Origin of the sequence: Mucilaginibacter sp. 22184, from assembly GCF_052045695.1 — a bacterium.
Classification (GTDB): domain Bacteria; phylum Bacteroidota; class Bacteroidia; order Sphingobacteriales; family Sphingobacteriaceae; genus Mucilaginibacter.
Map to the genome: position 1 here is coordinate 77,272 of NZ_JBQEPI010000007.1, position 14,777 is coordinate 92,048.

The 14,777-nt window shown below is 42.0% G+C and carries 13 protein-coding genes; 7 read left to right on the plus strand and 6 right to left on the minus strand.

The genetic code is table 11. The features are described 5' to 3' along the window. Window positions 1-25: 25 nt before the first annotated feature. Together ACTJKG_RS16215 and ACTJKG_RS16220 are read right to left on the minus strand one after the other, a co-directional pair. Window positions 26-778 (minus strand): ABC transporter ATP-binding protein, encoded by a 753-nt coding sequence (locus ACTJKG_RS16215; RefSeq protein ID WP_172337913.1) that lies wholly within the window; start codon window positions 776-778, stop codon window positions 26-28. Then, window positions 775-1,506: an MlaE family ABC transporter permease gene (locus ACTJKG_RS16220; protein ID WP_172337914.1), complete on the minus strand. Its 732-nt coding sequence runs from the start codon at window positions 1,504-1,506 to the stop codon at window positions 775-777. Before ACTJKG_RS16220 ends, ACTJKG_RS16215 begins: the two co-directional genes overlap by 4 nt. Window positions 1,507-1,720: 214 nt before the next feature. On the opposite strand from ACTJKG_RS16220, the gene ACTJKG_RS16225 reads away from it, so the two are divergent. The 4 genes from ACTJKG_RS16225 (at window position 1,721) to ACTJKG_RS16240 (ending at window position 5,449) form a co-directional block, all read left to right on the plus strand. Beyond that, window positions 1,721-2,425, plus strand: coding sequence for an SDR family oxidoreductase (locus ACTJKG_RS16225; protein ID WP_172337915.1), 705 nt, complete (start codon window positions 1,721-1,723; stop codon window positions 2,423-2,425). Between the two features lie 248 nt (window positions 2,426-2,673). After that, a complete protein-coding gene (locus ACTJKG_RS16230) occupies window positions 2,674-3,273 on the plus strand; it encodes a PspC domain-containing protein (protein ID WP_172337916.1) in 600 nt (199 codons plus the stop codon). Window positions 3,274-3,355: 82 nt separating this feature from the next. Continuing rightward, the gene (locus ACTJKG_RS16235) at window positions 3,356-4,354 is read left to right on the plus strand and encodes a LiaI-LiaF-like domain-containing protein (protein WP_172337917.1); all 999 of its coding nucleotides are present in this window, start codon (window positions 3,356-3,358) and stop codon (window positions 4,352-4,354) included. Between the two features lie 390 nt (window positions 4,355-4,744). Then, window positions 4,745-5,449, plus strand: coding sequence for a carboxypeptidase-like regulatory domain-containing protein (locus ACTJKG_RS16240; RefSeq protein ID WP_172337918.1), 705 nt, complete (start codon window positions 4,745-4,747; stop codon window positions 5,447-5,449). A 106-nt stretch (window positions 5,450-5,555) separates the two neighbouring features. Here ACTJKG_RS16240 and ACTJKG_RS16245 read toward each other — a convergent pair whose 3' ends face one another. After that, the gene (locus tag ACTJKG_RS16245) at window positions 5,556-6,179 is read right to left on the minus strand and encodes an NUDIX hydrolase (protein ID WP_172337919.1); all 624 of its coding nucleotides are present in this window, start codon (window positions 6,177-6,179) and stop codon (window positions 5,556-5,558) included. 323 nt (window positions 6,180-6,502) lie between these two features. Beyond that, window positions 6,503-7,234: a hypothetical protein gene (locus tag ACTJKG_RS16250; protein ID WP_172337920.1), complete on the minus strand. Its 732-nt coding sequence runs from the start codon at window positions 7,232-7,234 to the stop codon at window positions 6,503-6,505. Window positions 7,235-7,367: 133 nt separating this feature from the next. On the opposite strand from ACTJKG_RS16250, the gene ACTJKG_RS16255 reads away from it, so the two are divergent. From ACTJKG_RS16255 to ACTJKG_RS16265, 3 genes are all read left to right on the plus strand, one after another. After that, window positions 7,368-8,627 carry a prephenate dehydrogenase gene (locus ACTJKG_RS16255; RefSeq protein ID WP_172337921.1) on the plus strand — a complete coding sequence of 420 codons (1,260 nt, stop codon included), beginning with the start codon at window positions 7,368-7,370 and terminating at the stop codon, window positions 8,625-8,627. 588 nt (window positions 8,628-9,215) lie between these two features. Further along, window positions 9,216-9,710, plus strand: coding sequence for a hypothetical protein (locus ACTJKG_RS16260; protein WP_440739836.1), 495 nt, complete (start codon window positions 9,216-9,218; stop codon window positions 9,708-9,710). 5 nt (window positions 9,711-9,715) lie between these two features. After that, on the plus strand, window positions 9,716-10,093 hold the full coding sequence (locus tag ACTJKG_RS16265; protein WP_440739837.1) for a hypothetical protein: 378 nt from the start codon (window positions 9,716-9,718) through the stop codon (window positions 10,091-10,093). Window positions 10,094-10,470: 377 nt separating this feature from the next. On the opposite strand, the gene ACTJKG_RS16270 is transcribed toward ACTJKG_RS16265, so the two are convergent. Both ACTJKG_RS16270 and ACTJKG_RS16275 read right to left on the minus strand, forming a co-directional pair. Next, complete coding sequence (locus ACTJKG_RS16270) at window positions 10,471-11,778, minus strand: DUF3472 domain-containing protein (protein ID WP_172337924.1); 1,308 nt, start codon at window positions 11,776-11,778, stop codon at window positions 10,471-10,473. 427 nt (window positions 11,779-12,205) lie between these two features. Beyond that, complete coding sequence (locus ACTJKG_RS16275; protein ID WP_440739838.1) at window positions 12,206-14,671, minus strand: M1 family aminopeptidase; 2,466 nt, start codon at window positions 14,669-14,671, stop codon at window positions 12,206-12,208. Between the last annotated feature and the right edge of the window lie 106 nt (window positions 14,672-14,777).

Sequence of the window (14,777 nt, forward strand, 5' to 3'; positions counted from 1 at the left end):
TCGCGAAAATAATAATTCAGCCGGATCAGAGCTTAGCTTTAGCAGCCTGCATGAATTTACTGGCGAATACAAAATCGTTCAGTTCCTGGTTATCGGTGTGGGCTATTTCTTTGTTGCTACCTTCCCACCATTTTTTACCCTGGTGTAAAAATATGATGTGATCGCCAATTCCCATTACAGAGTTCATATCGTGGGTAACAATCACTGTTGTTATTTCATATTCCTCGGTCAGCTCGTTGATCAGCTCATCTATCAGGATGGATGTTTTAGGATCGAGGCCCGAGTTGGGTTCGTCCACAAACAAATATTTTGGCTGCATGGATATGGCACGGGCAATACCTACACGTTTCTTCATACCACCCGAAAGTTCAGACGGGTATAATTTATTCTTGCCGGTTAAATTAACTCTTTCGAGGCAAAAATTGGCGCGATCGAGTTTTTCGGCTTTTGATTGATTGGTAAAAAGATTCAGCGGGAACATGATATTCTCTTCCACGGTCATGGAGTCAAATAATGCCGAATTTTGAAAAAGCATCCCGATTTTGGTACGGATAGGTACACGTTGCTCAAAATCCATATCGGTAAAATTCTCGCCGTCAAATATCACGTCGCCCTTGGTAGGGTCATGCAGGCCAACAATACATTTCAGCAAAGTGGTTTTTCCTGATCCTGAGCCGCCAATGATGAGGTTGTTTTTACCTGGTTGAAAAGTCGCGGTTATACCTTTTAGTACTTCGTTCTCGCCAAATGTTTTGTAGATATCTTTAATTTCGATCATAGTAGCAGGCGTGAAATAATAAGATCCACAAATAAGATCATAATACAGCTCCAAACAACACCACGGGTAGCCGACTGGCCAACTTCAAGCGAACCGCCATCGGTATAAAACCCCTGGTAAGAGCAAATAGAGGTAATGATGAATCCAAAAAATATAGCTTTAACCGCGCAAACGGTAACAATAAGCGGATTAAAACCATCCGTTAAGCCGGTTACATAATCGGCTGTTGATACATCGTTTGAGGCCGCGCAGGCGATATAGCCACCGGTTAAGCCTAAAATTACCGATACAATGACCAATAGGGGAATCATAGACACCCCGGCAATGATCTTTGGCGATATCAAATAGCCCGGTGCATTTACGCCCATGATCTCCAGCGCGTCTATCTGTTCGGTTACGCGCATGGTGCCAATTTGCGAGGCCATACTGGAGCCCACCCGGCCTGCTAATACCAGCGCCGAGATAGTCGGACTAAACTCCAGGATGGTTGAATCGCGGGTGATACCGCCTACGATGGTTTTAGGAATAAAGTCGCTCACCAGCTGGAATGCGGTTTGAATAGTGGCCACCGCGCCGATAAACACCGAAATAATAGCGATGATGCCCAGTGAGCCTATACCCACCGAAACCATTTCACGCATTACCTCGCTCCAATAAACACTAAACTTTTCGGGCTTTCTGAAAGCTAAACGCAGCAGAAGAATGTATTTTCCTAAACTATGGAACATTTGTTTTTATAAAAATCGGTTAAAAATACGTTTTTTACATTAAGCTTTACCGCTTGTGCCTATTGAATTAATTTAAATATGCAATTTTATAAGCTATCAACTATCGCTTACGTAAATTCGGCCCATAAAGCTTCAGGCCTAATCAAAAAAATATGTCCCATATTTCCGGGGCGTTTTAAAAGAACACTTATTTAAATATATTATTATCATCATCATGAAGAATGCGCTTATCACCGGTTCAACAAAAGGCATGGGCCGTGCCATTTCTATTTCATTTGCTAATGAAGGATTGAACGTGGCAATTTGTTCTCGCAATGAGCAAGAATTATTAAAATTTAAGGATGAACTGCTGGCCATCAACCCATCTATCAAAGTTTTTGCCCAGGTTACCGATGGCAGTAAGAAAGCTGAATTACTCCAATTTGCTGCCGGCGCGCAACAGGAATTAGGATTTATTGATGTGGTGGTAAACAGCCTGGGCATGTTTGCACCCGGCAGCATATTGGATGAAGCCGAGGGTGACTTTGAAAAACAACTGCATACAAACCTGATGCCCACCTATGAGCTGTACCGTTATTTCGGTAAAACCATGATAGCTGCGCAAAAAGGACATTTTTTTAATATTTGTTCGGTAGCCTCGTTAAATCCTTTTCCGCAGGCTGGTACGTACAGTTTAACCAAATACGCGCTGTTGGGCCTCACCAAAGTAATGCGGTTGGAGATGCAGGAGCATGGTGTAAAGGTAACCGCGATAATTCCGGGATCGACATTAACGGATTCATGGAAAAACGAGGTGGTTGATAAAGATACCATGGTATTACCCCAGGATATCGCTTCAGCCATTATCAATATATACCGTATGAGCCACGGCGCTAATGTTGATGAAATGATCATTAAGCCTGCACCAGGTCAGTTGTAAGTTTTAGTTGGTAGTTCATGGTTCATGGATCATAGTGGATGGAAATAGGTTATGGAAAACGGCCTAAGTTTATCTACACGCCAAAAACTATGATCCATGAACCATCAACTATGAACTACCGATCAACGAATTTCATCGGTGTTTTTAGGTGCTTTACCGAGAGTTTGACTGTGTTTACCTAATAGTATTACTGTAAAACATTTGTTGTTTGCACATTTGAATTATAAAATCACTATTATTAATAAATTATGGAAAAGAAACTTTATCGCGATGAACGCCGGAAGGTAATTGGCGGTGTTTGCGCGGGCTTAGCCGATTATTTTGATCTCGATATAGCTATAGTACGGGCCCTGTTCCTGCTTACCTTTATATTCATGGGTACAGGTTTAATGGTTTACATTGTTTTATGGATAGTACTGCCAAAAAAATATCAGCAATACTTTAACCCTGGGGTTGATTACCGTGTACCTCCGCAGGACCCTTACAATCCGTTTGCCGCGGGCGTACCTCCTCAACAGGATATGCCCTTTGGTGTACCACCCAAAAAAACGGGTTCAAAAACACCGGCGCTTATTATCGGTGTAATATTGATATTTATAGGTGCATCATTTCTGTTGCATGAGTTACACCTGTTCAGATTTTGGCATTTTGGTAAATTATGGCCGGTAGTTTTAGTAGGAGGAGGCTTAGCCCTGATGGCATCTGGCAACAAAAAGAAACCCTGGGAAGATGATTATAACCCAACCGGCACCGGAACCCAGGAGGAGGTAAAGGATGATACTTTGAATAAAGAAGATCATGCCGCTCCGGAAAACGATGGCTTAAAAGATAATCCACCAACTGTATAACAGGAGTTTGTTATTAAACCGTTATGATCTGCAAAGATCAACGTAGGGGTTATATCAGCTTCACAAAATAAAAATTACTAAAATGAGAAACGATAGATTAGTTCCGGGCGCTATCCTGGTATGCATAGGGGCCATATTTTTGCTCAATAACTTTGGGTATATAGACTTCCATTGGATGAATGTACTACACCTTTGGCCTATATTTTTGATCATGGGTGGTGTTAACCTTGTTTTTGCGGGTAACCGCACCATATGGGCCACTGTATTGAAATTAGGCGTGGTTATCCTGGGCTTCGGCTTGCTTATGTTTGGGCATTTCGATAATTACAGATTTTGGCCTAATCATTATAATTTTCGTTATAATGATGATAAGAATGACGACGATGATGACGACGACAGCGATAGCACCAGCAGCGTAGGCCATGGTGTGGTTAAAGTATCAGGCAGTAGTGTTTTTAATAAAGAATACGCACCAGATGCTAAACTGGCCCGTTTAAACATCAGCGGCGGTGGTACTACCTATACTTTGAATGATACCACCAATCAGCTTTTTAAAGCCGAAACCAAAGAGTTTTATGGCAGCAAATATGAGTTTACTTCCAGCAAAACCGATTCAATGTACGTGGTAAACCTACACCTGCGCAATGACAAGGGTTGGCATATTGATAGCGACGAAGATAAAGACAAAGCCAACCGGGCCGATATTAAATTGAACCCTAACCCGGTATGGGATGTTAATGTTGAGACCGGTGCCACAAAACTTAATTTCGACCTGAGCAAATTCAAAATAAAAAACTTAACTTTAAAGGGAGGCGCCGCATCATTTGATGTGAAACTGGGCAGCCCGCTGGCAACAACCAATGTTGAGGTAGCAACCGGTGTATCAGAAGTAAAGATTAATGTGCCAAAAGACGCGGCCTGCAGCATCCGCACCAACTCAGGCTTGTCATCAAGCGATTTTGATGGCTTTGATAAAAAAGATGACAACCGGTACGAAACCCCAGGGTTTGATGCCGCTAAAAACAAAATATACATCCACATGACTGGTGGTGTATCTGATTTTAAAGTAACAAGGTATTAATTACCCAACCGATACCGGGACAGTATATCTATAATAAATTTTACAAGCCGCTTCATGATCATTATGGAGCGGCTTTTTTATGATCCAAAAAGTGGGTTTACATGGTTTACATATTTTATGGTTTGCATTTTTATATATAATTGATATTCAATGTTTTGTGTTTATTTTTCATCAAAAAGTGGGTTTACACTGTAAACCCACTTTTTGTACTATCAAAGCATGGTAAACTAATCCCAGCACTTTACATTTCGACGCTATCTTTCAATTATGCCTTTTGGTCAGTCTCAACTCACCTTTTTGTCATTAATTGTAAAAACATGCTTAAAAGTGTTAAATGCAAAACCATTATTGAAAAAAATAGGTTTAATTTACAGCTTAATTGATCTGCATATGAGACCTAAATACTTGATAATATTTTCCGCCCTTTTTATCACGGGTACCGTTAACGCTCAAAGCGTGTTAAAGGGCACTGTGTACGAAGCCGGTAAAAACAACCGGATGCCCAATGTTTTTATAAGAGACGATAACAGCAAAAAACAAATAACCATTACCGACGACAAAGGTAATTTTCAAATAAACACCGAAACCGGCCATACGCTGATATTTGATTCTCCCGGCTATATATCTGATACCTTATATGTAACTAATCTTTCGCCAAAAAGGGTAGAAATGGTAACTAAAACCATCTCCCTGCGTCAGGTTAATATCACCTCAACCAGGGCCTCGTTTGATGCGCATAAAGAATACCCCGAGGTTTATACCCGCAGCAAGGTCTATCCGCTATCGCCATCATCATGGTTTAGTAAGGATGCCCGTGATGCCCGCCGCCTGAAAAAGTATTTTAAGCGTGAAGAGGAAGAACGCCACGTGGATGAGGTATTTAATGTTACCTATGTAGAGAGCCTGGTGCCCTTACGCGGTCAGGATCTTGAAAACTTCATGACCCTTTACCGCCCAACTTATGCTTTCCTGAAAAATAACAATGGCGAATCACTCACCGTATATATCAACGATTCTTATAAGAAGTTTATGGCCTTGCCTGCAGATAAACGTACGTTGCCAAGTTTGCCAAATACCGGTAAAACATTGCAGTAGGCGCTTTGCAGTGGGTAGTTGGCAGTTTACCGATTTTTTGCGGACTTACGAAGCTTTTAAAACTTCGTAAGTTTATCTCATAGTTAATAAAAATCATCAGAAAATATCAGTCTGCATAAACTTCTGTATCGCCTGATATTATTTTTTGATAGAGCAGTTCTATCTGGCTTTTAAGTATACGGTCTTCCGATAGCTCGGGTAACTGATTAATATCAAAATATTGTACATCGAGCACATCGAAACCTTTATTTAAGGTTGATGACAAGGCTTTGCAATAAAATACCATTTTATATACATAAAAAGGTTGTGGGGGGTGAGGGTGCATTTTTTTATCAAATACAGCCATTAACCTTTCTGGCACCACATCGAGCCCGGTTTCTTCCTGGAATTCTTTAACGATCACTTCTTTCGGGCTGTAGCCTATATCACCCCATCCACCGGGTAACGACCATTTACCATCGGTGCTTTCACGAGCCAGTAATATTTTGTTATCGGTCGACAACAGGATGCCCCTGATATCAACCTTAGCTGTCGGGTAATCAATAGCTTGCGGAAAATATATGCTGATACTTTCTTCCCCATAGCCCGAAACCTCATCAAGCATCTGGGTGCTGATGTGTCTTAGTTCGGTGTAACGTTCTATATCATATTCATTTTTGGCGTATAAAAGGCCTGTATCGGCAACTGATCTTAGTTGGGTAATGAGGGATAAAAGAGAGCTGTTATTCATAATGGGGCAAAAAGTACAAAGAATAAATTGTCATCCCGAATTTATTTCGGGATCCCACGTGTATAGTAGAGAATATACAAAGTATAACCTTGCCCGTGGGATGTTGAAACAAGTTCAACATGACAGAGTGGTCTTAGGTTAAAATAAACTACCCTACTGCCGTTGTTGGTGTTGTCACCAACAACAATCTGCACGAGTAATTAACCAGTACGTATAATGTTGGTGACAACACCAACATTGGCGGCGGAAGATATGCAAAGCCTTAAAGCAGATCCTTCGTTCCTCAGGATGACAAATTAGGGCGATTGTCAAATCAAATAAAACTATCCCCTGCCTAACAGTTCATCCAGTTTATTGCGTTCTGTTTGCAGCTCGCGGGCCAGTTTCTTTTCTTTTTCGTTGGCTTTTGATTTGTAGGCTTTGTACTCTTCATCAAGCTCCTCGTACAGTTTTATGCGGTATTTAGCTTCACGGCTATGCGCGCCCGAGCGGGCAATAACAACGGTGGCTATAACACCAAATGCAATAACCAGCCCCCACATCAATAAATTATATGATGATTTGGTAAGCGAAATACCCAGAAGGTTTATTTCATCGCGCTTGGCATTTGATTCAGAAAGCGTCTGATCCTTGGTACTTACGTCTGTTTTAAGGCTATTGATATCTTTAGTTTGTGCCGCTAGTTTTGATTGTGCTTCGGCCAGTTTGCGCCTTTCCGAATTCAATGTATCGCGCATGTTTTTCCAAAGGGCCGATGCCAGTGGTTCCTGGTAATGGTATAATTTGCTGATCAGGTATTTATACTGACCATTAAGCGATTTATCTTTTTCCAATGCAGAGTCGGCTGCGGCTGCTTTAGGCTGTGTATATTTATAAGCTGTAGCGGTAGGTACAGGAGGTTTTACAACAGCAGGTTTTAAAGTACTGGCCGGTTTCTGGGTAGCAGGTTTTACTACACCTGTTTTTTTTACGGTATCCTGGGCAAATCCCACGTTGATACTGCTGAAAAAAACGACTATCAAAATACCGGTACTGAATAAAAAATGCTTGCTCATTAGATGTAAAATTAGGTATCCTATGTTAACAAAATAGGGTACTTATTGGTTTTATTTATAATATCCCAAAGGTTTGCAGGGGCTAATGTAAGGTTTCATACGTAATTTTGCTACTCATGGTTATATTAGCGGCATGAATATAGGTATTATTGGTTTGGGCGATATGGGGCGCCTGTATGCCAAAGCTTTTGCAAAAGCAGGCTACACCGTTAGCGGATGCGATTTACCCGAAAATCGCGACAAGCTTGAAGCAGAGCTGGCACCATACAAAATAAACATAATGGATAGCGGCAAAGATGTTGCCCGTACCAATGATCTGGTCATTTACTCGGTTGAGGCCGATAAAATGGAGCAGGTAGTTGCCGAATGTGGCCCCCTCACCAAGTATGGCGCTATTGTGGCCGGTCAAACTTCGGTGAAGCATCCCGAAATAGCGCTGTTTGAAAAATACCTGCCTGCCGATGTGCAAATAGTTACCTTTCATGGCATGCATGGCCCCGGTTTTGAACCCGAAGGGCAAACCCTTATCCTGATACCTCACCGCACTACGCCAGACGCCTATCAGCGTATGTACGATCTGTTTAATGCAATCGGCAGCAATATTGTTGAAATTGCCGATTACCACGAACATGATAAAATTGTAGCCGATACCCAGGCCGTAACCCATGTGGGTTTTGAAAGTATGGGCACCGGGTGGAAATCGGCAGGGTTTTTCCCCTGGGAAAACGACTCCTACGTGGGTGGTATCGATAATGTGAAGATACTAACCATGCTGCGCATATTCAGCTATAAGGCCCACGTATACGCGGGTCTGGCTATCCTGAACCCTTATGCCAGGCAACAGGTTAAGCGCTATGCCGAGTCGGAATCGGAGCTGTTTAAACTCATGATCAAGGAAGAGGCCAAAACCTTCAGAGAGCGCCTGTATCGCGGTCGCGATTTCGTTTTTCACGAGAGCCGAAAACCCATTATGCTGAACGATGCCGTAATGCGGGAGTTTTCGCTGTCGCAAAAAACCGGGCAGCAAAAGCCCAATTCGCACCTGAGTATATTGAGTATGGTTGATGCCTGGTATCACCTGGGCGTAAACCCTTATGATAACCTTATTTGCCAAACCCCGCCTTTCCGCCTGCGTTTGGGCATTGCCGAATACCTGTTCAAGAACGAGGATCTGCTGGAAGAATCTATCGAGACAGCGCTGTATGACAAGGCCATCCGGGGCGATGATCTGGAATTCCATTCGGCGGTGCGGGAATGGTCGTCTATCATTGGTTACGGCGATATGGAGGGCTACAAAAAACATTTCAACGAGGTGCAGGCATTTTTTGGCGACCGACTGGAAGAAGGCAAAAAACAGAGTGCCGAACTCATCAGAAGATTGATGATGGAGTAATCCGTAAAACTTTTTAAACCTTTTATTTTAACAAATTTCGACTCAGAAAAGGGTGAAAAATGCTTAAAAATTGATGCAAAATCATCGGCTTTAGCGATTTTAACAAATTTCAATAGGATTTTGATCGGTTTTGAAAACTTTAAAAAGTATCAAATAACCGATTATGGAATCACTCCATACCGAACGGTTGGTTTATAGCCTGATTTTTTTTCTTAAAAAATAGGCCGCTTTTTCTTTTTGATCAGAAAAACCGGGCTGTTGTTATACACTATAATTAGCGGCATAAGGATAATAGCCACTGATTAGATATTTGTCTAAAAGGGTGTCATGCTGAGCCCCGTCGAAGCATGGTGGGCAGGCCTCTCCGCTCTACCCTTCGACGGAGCTGAGGGTGACAGCCTGCTTTTGACCATTTTCATCTTTTTTGTCATGTGATGGACGATTACTCGCAAAACGGCTGTCACAAAAATCCATTATTCGGTAAGTGTCTTCATAAAATAAACTATCCTGTGTAGCGTATTGATGTATCATTAACGTAATGTAAATAATTCCCTAATTTTTAATACCCCTTTTATAACCAATTAGTTTATGAAAAACCTATGCCGATATATTGCCGGTTTGTTGTTTTTGTTAACCGTGGTGTCCTGCTCTAAAAATAAAGAAAAGAATAGGGGATGTCCGCCCATACCTTTAGCTGCTTCGTTGTTAGCCATACAGGCCATTAAATTTCAGATGGTTGATAAAACCAGTGGGCAAGATCTTTTCTTCGCGCCAAATGCTCGTTACGCCTTAACCGATATTAAAGTGGTATTCAGAAACAGCTCCAATAAATTAGATTCTGTTTCGCCTCCGCTGAAAGAAGAATGGCCAACCGGATGGCATTTTGTATATCCGGTTACCTATGCCCGAAACCTGGATACATGTTATATTAAAATTAAAGGTTTAAAAACAGATACCCTGATCAGCACGCTCTCGGTAGACAAAGGCGAATGTGGTACCTCCTATGCTTTAAGCAAAGTGCAGGTAAACAAGAACGCCCCTTTTGCTTATTCATTCAATAACATCACCGTTATAAAAAAATAGAGAGTATGGGCGGCGAAAATTTTTCAGAACTGATCAACTATCTGCAGGAAATTCCGGCGGTTGATGTTTTTGGCAGTGGTATATTTGAAAACGGCCTGTGGTGGGTTAAGTTTAATATCGATATCAGGCACCCCAATGCCTGGCAGGTAGTGCAGGAAATTGGCCATGTGGTTAACTACATATCGGTTAATGAGCGGCTGCCCACTGTGTTTTACCCTGTTTCGCCAGCGCCGTACATGAACGGCGGACCGGATGAATTCCTGTCCTGGATCATTGAAACCGAAGACCCCGATTTTACGCCCGACGATATGAAAGAGTGGCTCTCTGGCAGGTTACCCCAACCCGTAAGTGATTTAACTGCCTGGGATGTCGATGATGATTAGCTGAAAACTTAAAGCAGAAGGCTCAAAGCTTTCAGCTGATTTTGCAATGAACTACTATCATAAAGGCCCCGCTGCAAAAACAGCGCGGCCTTTATGATAGTATCTCCAAAGCCTTATATAAACCCCAAAGCGGTCTAAAAAGCGAAGATTATTCATTACCGTTGACTTTAGTCAACGGTAAAAAGAAGTATTAAGGAGGGCTTCAGCCCAATTATACAGGCGGTATTTTGGCTAAAGCCCTTTGTCCTTCATTCATTATTCCGTTGACTAAAGTCAACGGCAATGATTTTTACATGATAAATAAATAATCTGAATCAAATTCAGACAGCTTCAATGTCCCCTCAGTGCCTCTTGCAGAGAACCCGGAGGTTATAAAACTATGGCAGCGTTGTAAAATTAATACTTGGCGGTGTGCCGCCTGCCGCGCGGGTAAACGTTTGGTTCAGCGTTACGTAATTGGCAAAGAAACCGCCGTTTTGCAGATAGAACTGGCCGCCCGAAAGACCGCCACCGTAATCCATCCGCTGCTGGTTATTGGCTGTGGCGTCGCCGTCAAAATAGGCGCTGGTGAGTTCGGTCCAGGTGCCGCTTGAGCTTTTTACCCATTGATTGCCAAAGTTGCCCTTGCGGCCCAGGTAGCCGTTGGTATCTGTGAAATTTTCAACAAAGGAGTACAAACCGGTTAAATAAGTATTGGTTGATGGCCTTAACCATGAGGTGATAAATTTCCAGGAACCAACCTCGGGCGCGTAAAACCAGGAGGAGAAGGTGGTGTTGCCAGCTGCATCGGGCACAGCTTCGGTTAAAAATTTATAGGTAGTACCGGCAACCCAGTTATAATCCAGGTAAGCCTGGCCGCCTTCGCCTTCGCCGCTAAAGGTTTGTACCACTACGCCTGCACCCGCCCGGGTACTGGTGGTAGTGCCCCCGGTTGGGTTCCATACCGAAAACAGGATGCGGCGCTCTGATGATGAATTTACCTGCATGCCAAAATAGCCCTGACTAAAGCCGTTGGCCATAAAGTAGGAGCCAACCGGATCCTGCCCCACGGGTACGGTAACCTCATTATAAAACCATTGGGAATTGGCCGGGGCGGTATAACCCAAATGAACCGATGGTCCCCTGCGCGACCAGTAAAAATTAGTAGAGTCATTGGCATACTGTACATTGGAGGCAACCACCGGGCCGCTGATGATAAGGTCGGATACATCGGCATAGTACCCGCCGGTTTTGCTTACTCCCTGAAAATCTACCCGTACATAGCCCGCGCTGGTAACATTCACGGTACCTACATCATAAGTAGTAAATGCCGAACCGGTCATGGATACGTTAAAGGGCACACCGTTAATAGTCAATTTTATGACGCTGCTGCCCGATGCCACCTTGGCTTTTACTTTTACGGTCAGCGAACCGGTATTGCCTAAACGGAAATAGGCCGAGAAAATACTGTTGGGGCTGGTCCAATTGGCCAGAGTGGTAGAAGTTACCACCTCATTGCCCCCCGAAGCCAGGGTGGTTACAAAAGCATTGCCACCCATGGAAACCCGGAGTGATGAGCCGCCGAGTGATTGTGTACCGGCATCGGGAGTGCCGTTGGCAGCTAAACTTTTTTGCACATCCTTTTTACAGGAAAATAACACAAGCAGCATACAGCACACCAGGTAGTGTAATTGGTTCTTTTTCATAATGTAAAGGTTTGTTAAAAATTTGTCGGTTAATTTTAACTTAAATTATGAAATGGGTAGTTAATCAACTATTTAAAGGCTACGCAAACGTTTGATAAAAATTTAACCAGTAGATAATTTTATGTGCTTTTGCGAGATATTAGCCAAATCATGTTTTGAAAACAGTGGTGGCTGCCAATGGCTTGCTAAAACGTGTTTTTAATAAGCTACAAGGGTATCGGGAATAGCGATGTACTGTAATTTGATAATTTTCAAATACTTATGGGGGAGGTGAATGATACCTAATCTTGCTGATTTTACTGGTAACGTTCAATAGAGCCGCGTTTACAGCAATGAACCACAACACAAACGTTTGAAATTGTATTTCAGGTGGTTATGCCTTAGTCTGCATAGGATAAGGTTTGTAAATAAATATATTTTAATCATCTTATTTAGCTTTATTAATGTCTATGATAGCCTCATCAATCGCTTTTACAGAGGCTGAATCATTTAGTTCCATGCGATGTGTTTTTACCGATGTTAATATATCTATGATTTTTAACCCGACATACTTTTTATATTCAATGCCCAGGGCTTTTATCTCTTTTATACCCAGTTGCGCATTAACCGTATTTTTTATTCTGCCAATATAGTCGCCAAATTTGGCGGTAAGCTTATAGCGTTGTTCGGCAAAACGGCTCATATAAAACTTATAAATGTATTCCCACTTTTCATCACGTGCATTGGCTGTATAAACTGTATAAATAGTTTCTGTCAGATCTCCTTTATTATCCTTTTCATATAAAGGGGCCAATATCATAGCTTCCTGAGGGTTTACCTGGTTTAGTGACCATAGTGCTGCCCCCTGCACCGTGTATGACTCGCTTTTTAAAGCCTGTTTGAATAATGCTGTATCAGCAGCTTTCTTATACTTACCTAAAAGTACAATAGCCTGGGCACGTAACAAGCTGTTATCATCTTTTTGGGCAATGGTAACTATCAGCGGATAGGCCATATTACGGATAGTATAATTATCCATATTTAGTCCTTTTAGCGCTTTCATCCGCAATCCGTGATACTTGTCATTTAATGCCGTTATAAGAAGCTTTTGCGCAACCGGGTTTTTCTGCCCCGTTATTGCCGCATCAATAGCCTCATAGCGGTCAAGGTATAAAGGTGCATTGCTGTATTGAAAAGTGTACTCAGTGATGGTTTTGTCGTCGTTTTTTTTACCGAGTAACAGCTTTTCGGCATCCACATTTACCAGATCGGGTTTTGAAGCAGCGGGGAAAATCAAAGTGTCGGCTTTTTTGCGCATCCAAATCTGGTGGCGTTGCTTTTTACCGCCCTCATAAATATCAATAGCCATAGGTAGTGTAAATGTTTGTCCATCCTGGATTTGTTGCAGGTAAACAGTTTGGGTTTTATTGGCTTCGTCCCATTTGTAACCGATACTCATTACCGGGTGGCCGGCGCCATAATACCACTGGTTAAAAAACCAATTCAGATCGAGCCCGCTGGCTTCTTCCATGGCCAGGCGTAACTGCTGAGCTTCGGCACTTTTTAGCGCATTTGTTTTAAGATAAATATTCAACCCCTTGTAAAATGCATCGTTACCTAAATAATGGCGTAAAAGATTCAGTATACGACCACCCTTTTGATAAGTAACTCCATCAAATACATCCTGCTTATCAATATAATGGAAACGAACCAGGCTTTTTGTTGCATTTTGAGGATTATCCAAATATCCCTGTAAACCTTCCTGAATGTGCTCATCGGCGGCATCCTGCCCATACTTGTGTTCGGCCCATAGTATTTCTCCAAGGTCGGCAAATGATTCATTTAGCGTGAGGTTACTCCAGCTTTCGGTAGTTACATAATCACCAAACCATTGATGAAATAACTCATGTACGCCACCAAAATCATGATGAACCCGATCAATCAATTCACGTTTGGTCGCTTGTGCTCCCTCGCCTGTCACCATTGCCGTGGTATTTTCCATTGCACCGCTTACATAATCTCGCACAGCTATCTGAGCGTATTTGTTCCATGGATAATCAATGCCGGTAATTTTTGAAAAGAAACCAATAGCCTCTGGCGTAAAACCAAATATGTCTTTTGCATAAGGAGCGTACTTTGGTTCAACATAATAACTTACTTCTTTGCCATGCCAGCTGTCTTTATAGATCTTAAAATTGCCTACGGCCATCATGAACAAGTATGGGGCATTGGGTAATTCCATCTTCCACGTATCGGTACGCGTATTATCAGTGTTGTTTTTTTGAGATGCAAGCCTGCCATTTGATAAAGTTATATATTCAGCGGGCACGGTCATGCTGATTTCGCTTGTGGTTTTTTGATTAGGTTTATCAATAGTTGGGAACCAGGCCGATGAGCTTTCGGGCTCGCCCTCTGTCCATATCTGTATTGGTTTGTCTTTTATTTTGCCATCAGGGTTAATAAAGTATAAACCTTTTCCATGCTTTCTGGAGGCTTTTAATTCATCTGGTTTGGCCGTATAATCGATGTAAATAGTATAATTTTCATTATTATGATAAACCTTGTCTAATTGAACTGCCACGGAGAGGCTGTCATAAGTAAATTTAAGCGGAATGTTTTTACCAGATTTAACTATTGAAATGTTTTTCAGATCCATTCCTTTGGCATCAAGGCGTAAAGTATCGGTTGGGTAGAAATGCGGCTTTAAGGTAACCCATTCCTTGCCATACAAATAGTGCTTTTGATAATCAAAGCGTACCTCAAGTTTAGTGTTTAACAAATCATTGATTTTGGCAGGCGTTTCCCTGTATATTTTTAATGCGATATCCGCAGGTTTTTGCTGTGCCTTTATCGGCGCCCAGCCAGTTAAAAATAAGATGGTACAAATTGCCGAGGTAAGACAAAGGTTTTTCATATCTGTTCATTTGAAGTTGAACAAATGTAAAACTTTTATAGTACTATTTATAACATAGTACTATTTATTATAAAATAATGAATGGTATACTACTTTGCCAAAAATA

What these genes read in the sequence shown, in the direction of transcription:
- ACTJKG_RS16215 (WP_172337913.1), bottom strand. Translation starts at nt 778, where the DNA reads ATGATCGAAATTAAAGATATCTACAAAACATTTGGCGAGAACGAAGTA.
- ACTJKG_RS16220 (WP_172337914.1), bottom strand. Translation starts at nt 1,506, where the DNA reads ATGTTCCATAGTTTAGGAAAATACATTCTTCTGCTGCGTTTAGCTTTC.
- ACTJKG_RS16225 (WP_172337915.1), top strand. Translation starts at nt 1,721, where the DNA reads ATGAAGAATGCGCTTATCACCGGTTCAACAAAAGGCATGGGCCGTGCC.
- ACTJKG_RS16230 (WP_172337916.1), top strand. Translation starts at nt 2,674, where the DNA reads ATGGAAAAGAAACTTTATCGCGATGAACGCCGGAAGGTAATTGGCGGT.
- ACTJKG_RS16235 (WP_172337917.1), top strand. Translation starts at nt 3,356, where the DNA reads ATGAGAAACGATAGATTAGTTCCGGGCGCTATCCTGGTATGCATAGGG.
- ACTJKG_RS16240 (WP_172337918.1), top strand. Translation starts at nt 4,745, where the DNA reads ATGAGACCTAAATACTTGATAATATTTTCCGCCCTTTTTATCACGGGT.
- ACTJKG_RS16245 (WP_172337919.1), bottom strand. Translation starts at nt 6,179, where the DNA reads ATGAATAACAGCTCTCTTTTATCCCTCATTACCCAACTAAGATCAGTT.
- ACTJKG_RS16250 (WP_172337920.1), bottom strand. Translation starts at nt 7,234, where the DNA reads ATGAGCAAGCATTTTTTATTCAGTACCGGTATTTTGATAGTCGTTTTT.
- ACTJKG_RS16255 (WP_172337921.1), top strand. Translation starts at nt 7,368, where the DNA reads ATGAATATAGGTATTATTGGTTTGGGCGATATGGGGCGCCTGTATGCC.
- ACTJKG_RS16260 (WP_440739836.1), top strand. Translation starts at nt 9,216, where the DNA reads ATGAAAAACCTATGCCGATATATTGCCGGTTTGTTGTTTTTGTTAACC.
- ACTJKG_RS16265 (WP_440739837.1), top strand. Translation starts at nt 9,716, where the DNA reads ATGGGCGGCGAAAATTTTTCAGAACTGATCAACTATCTGCAGGAAATT.
- ACTJKG_RS16270 (WP_172337924.1), bottom strand. Translation starts at nt 11,778, where the DNA reads ATGAAAAAGAACCAATTACACTACCTGGTGTGCTGTATGCTGCTTGTG.
- ACTJKG_RS16275 (WP_440739838.1), bottom strand. Translation starts at nt 14,671, where the DNA reads ATGAAAAACCTTTGTCTTACCTCGGCAATTTGTACCATCTTATTTTTA.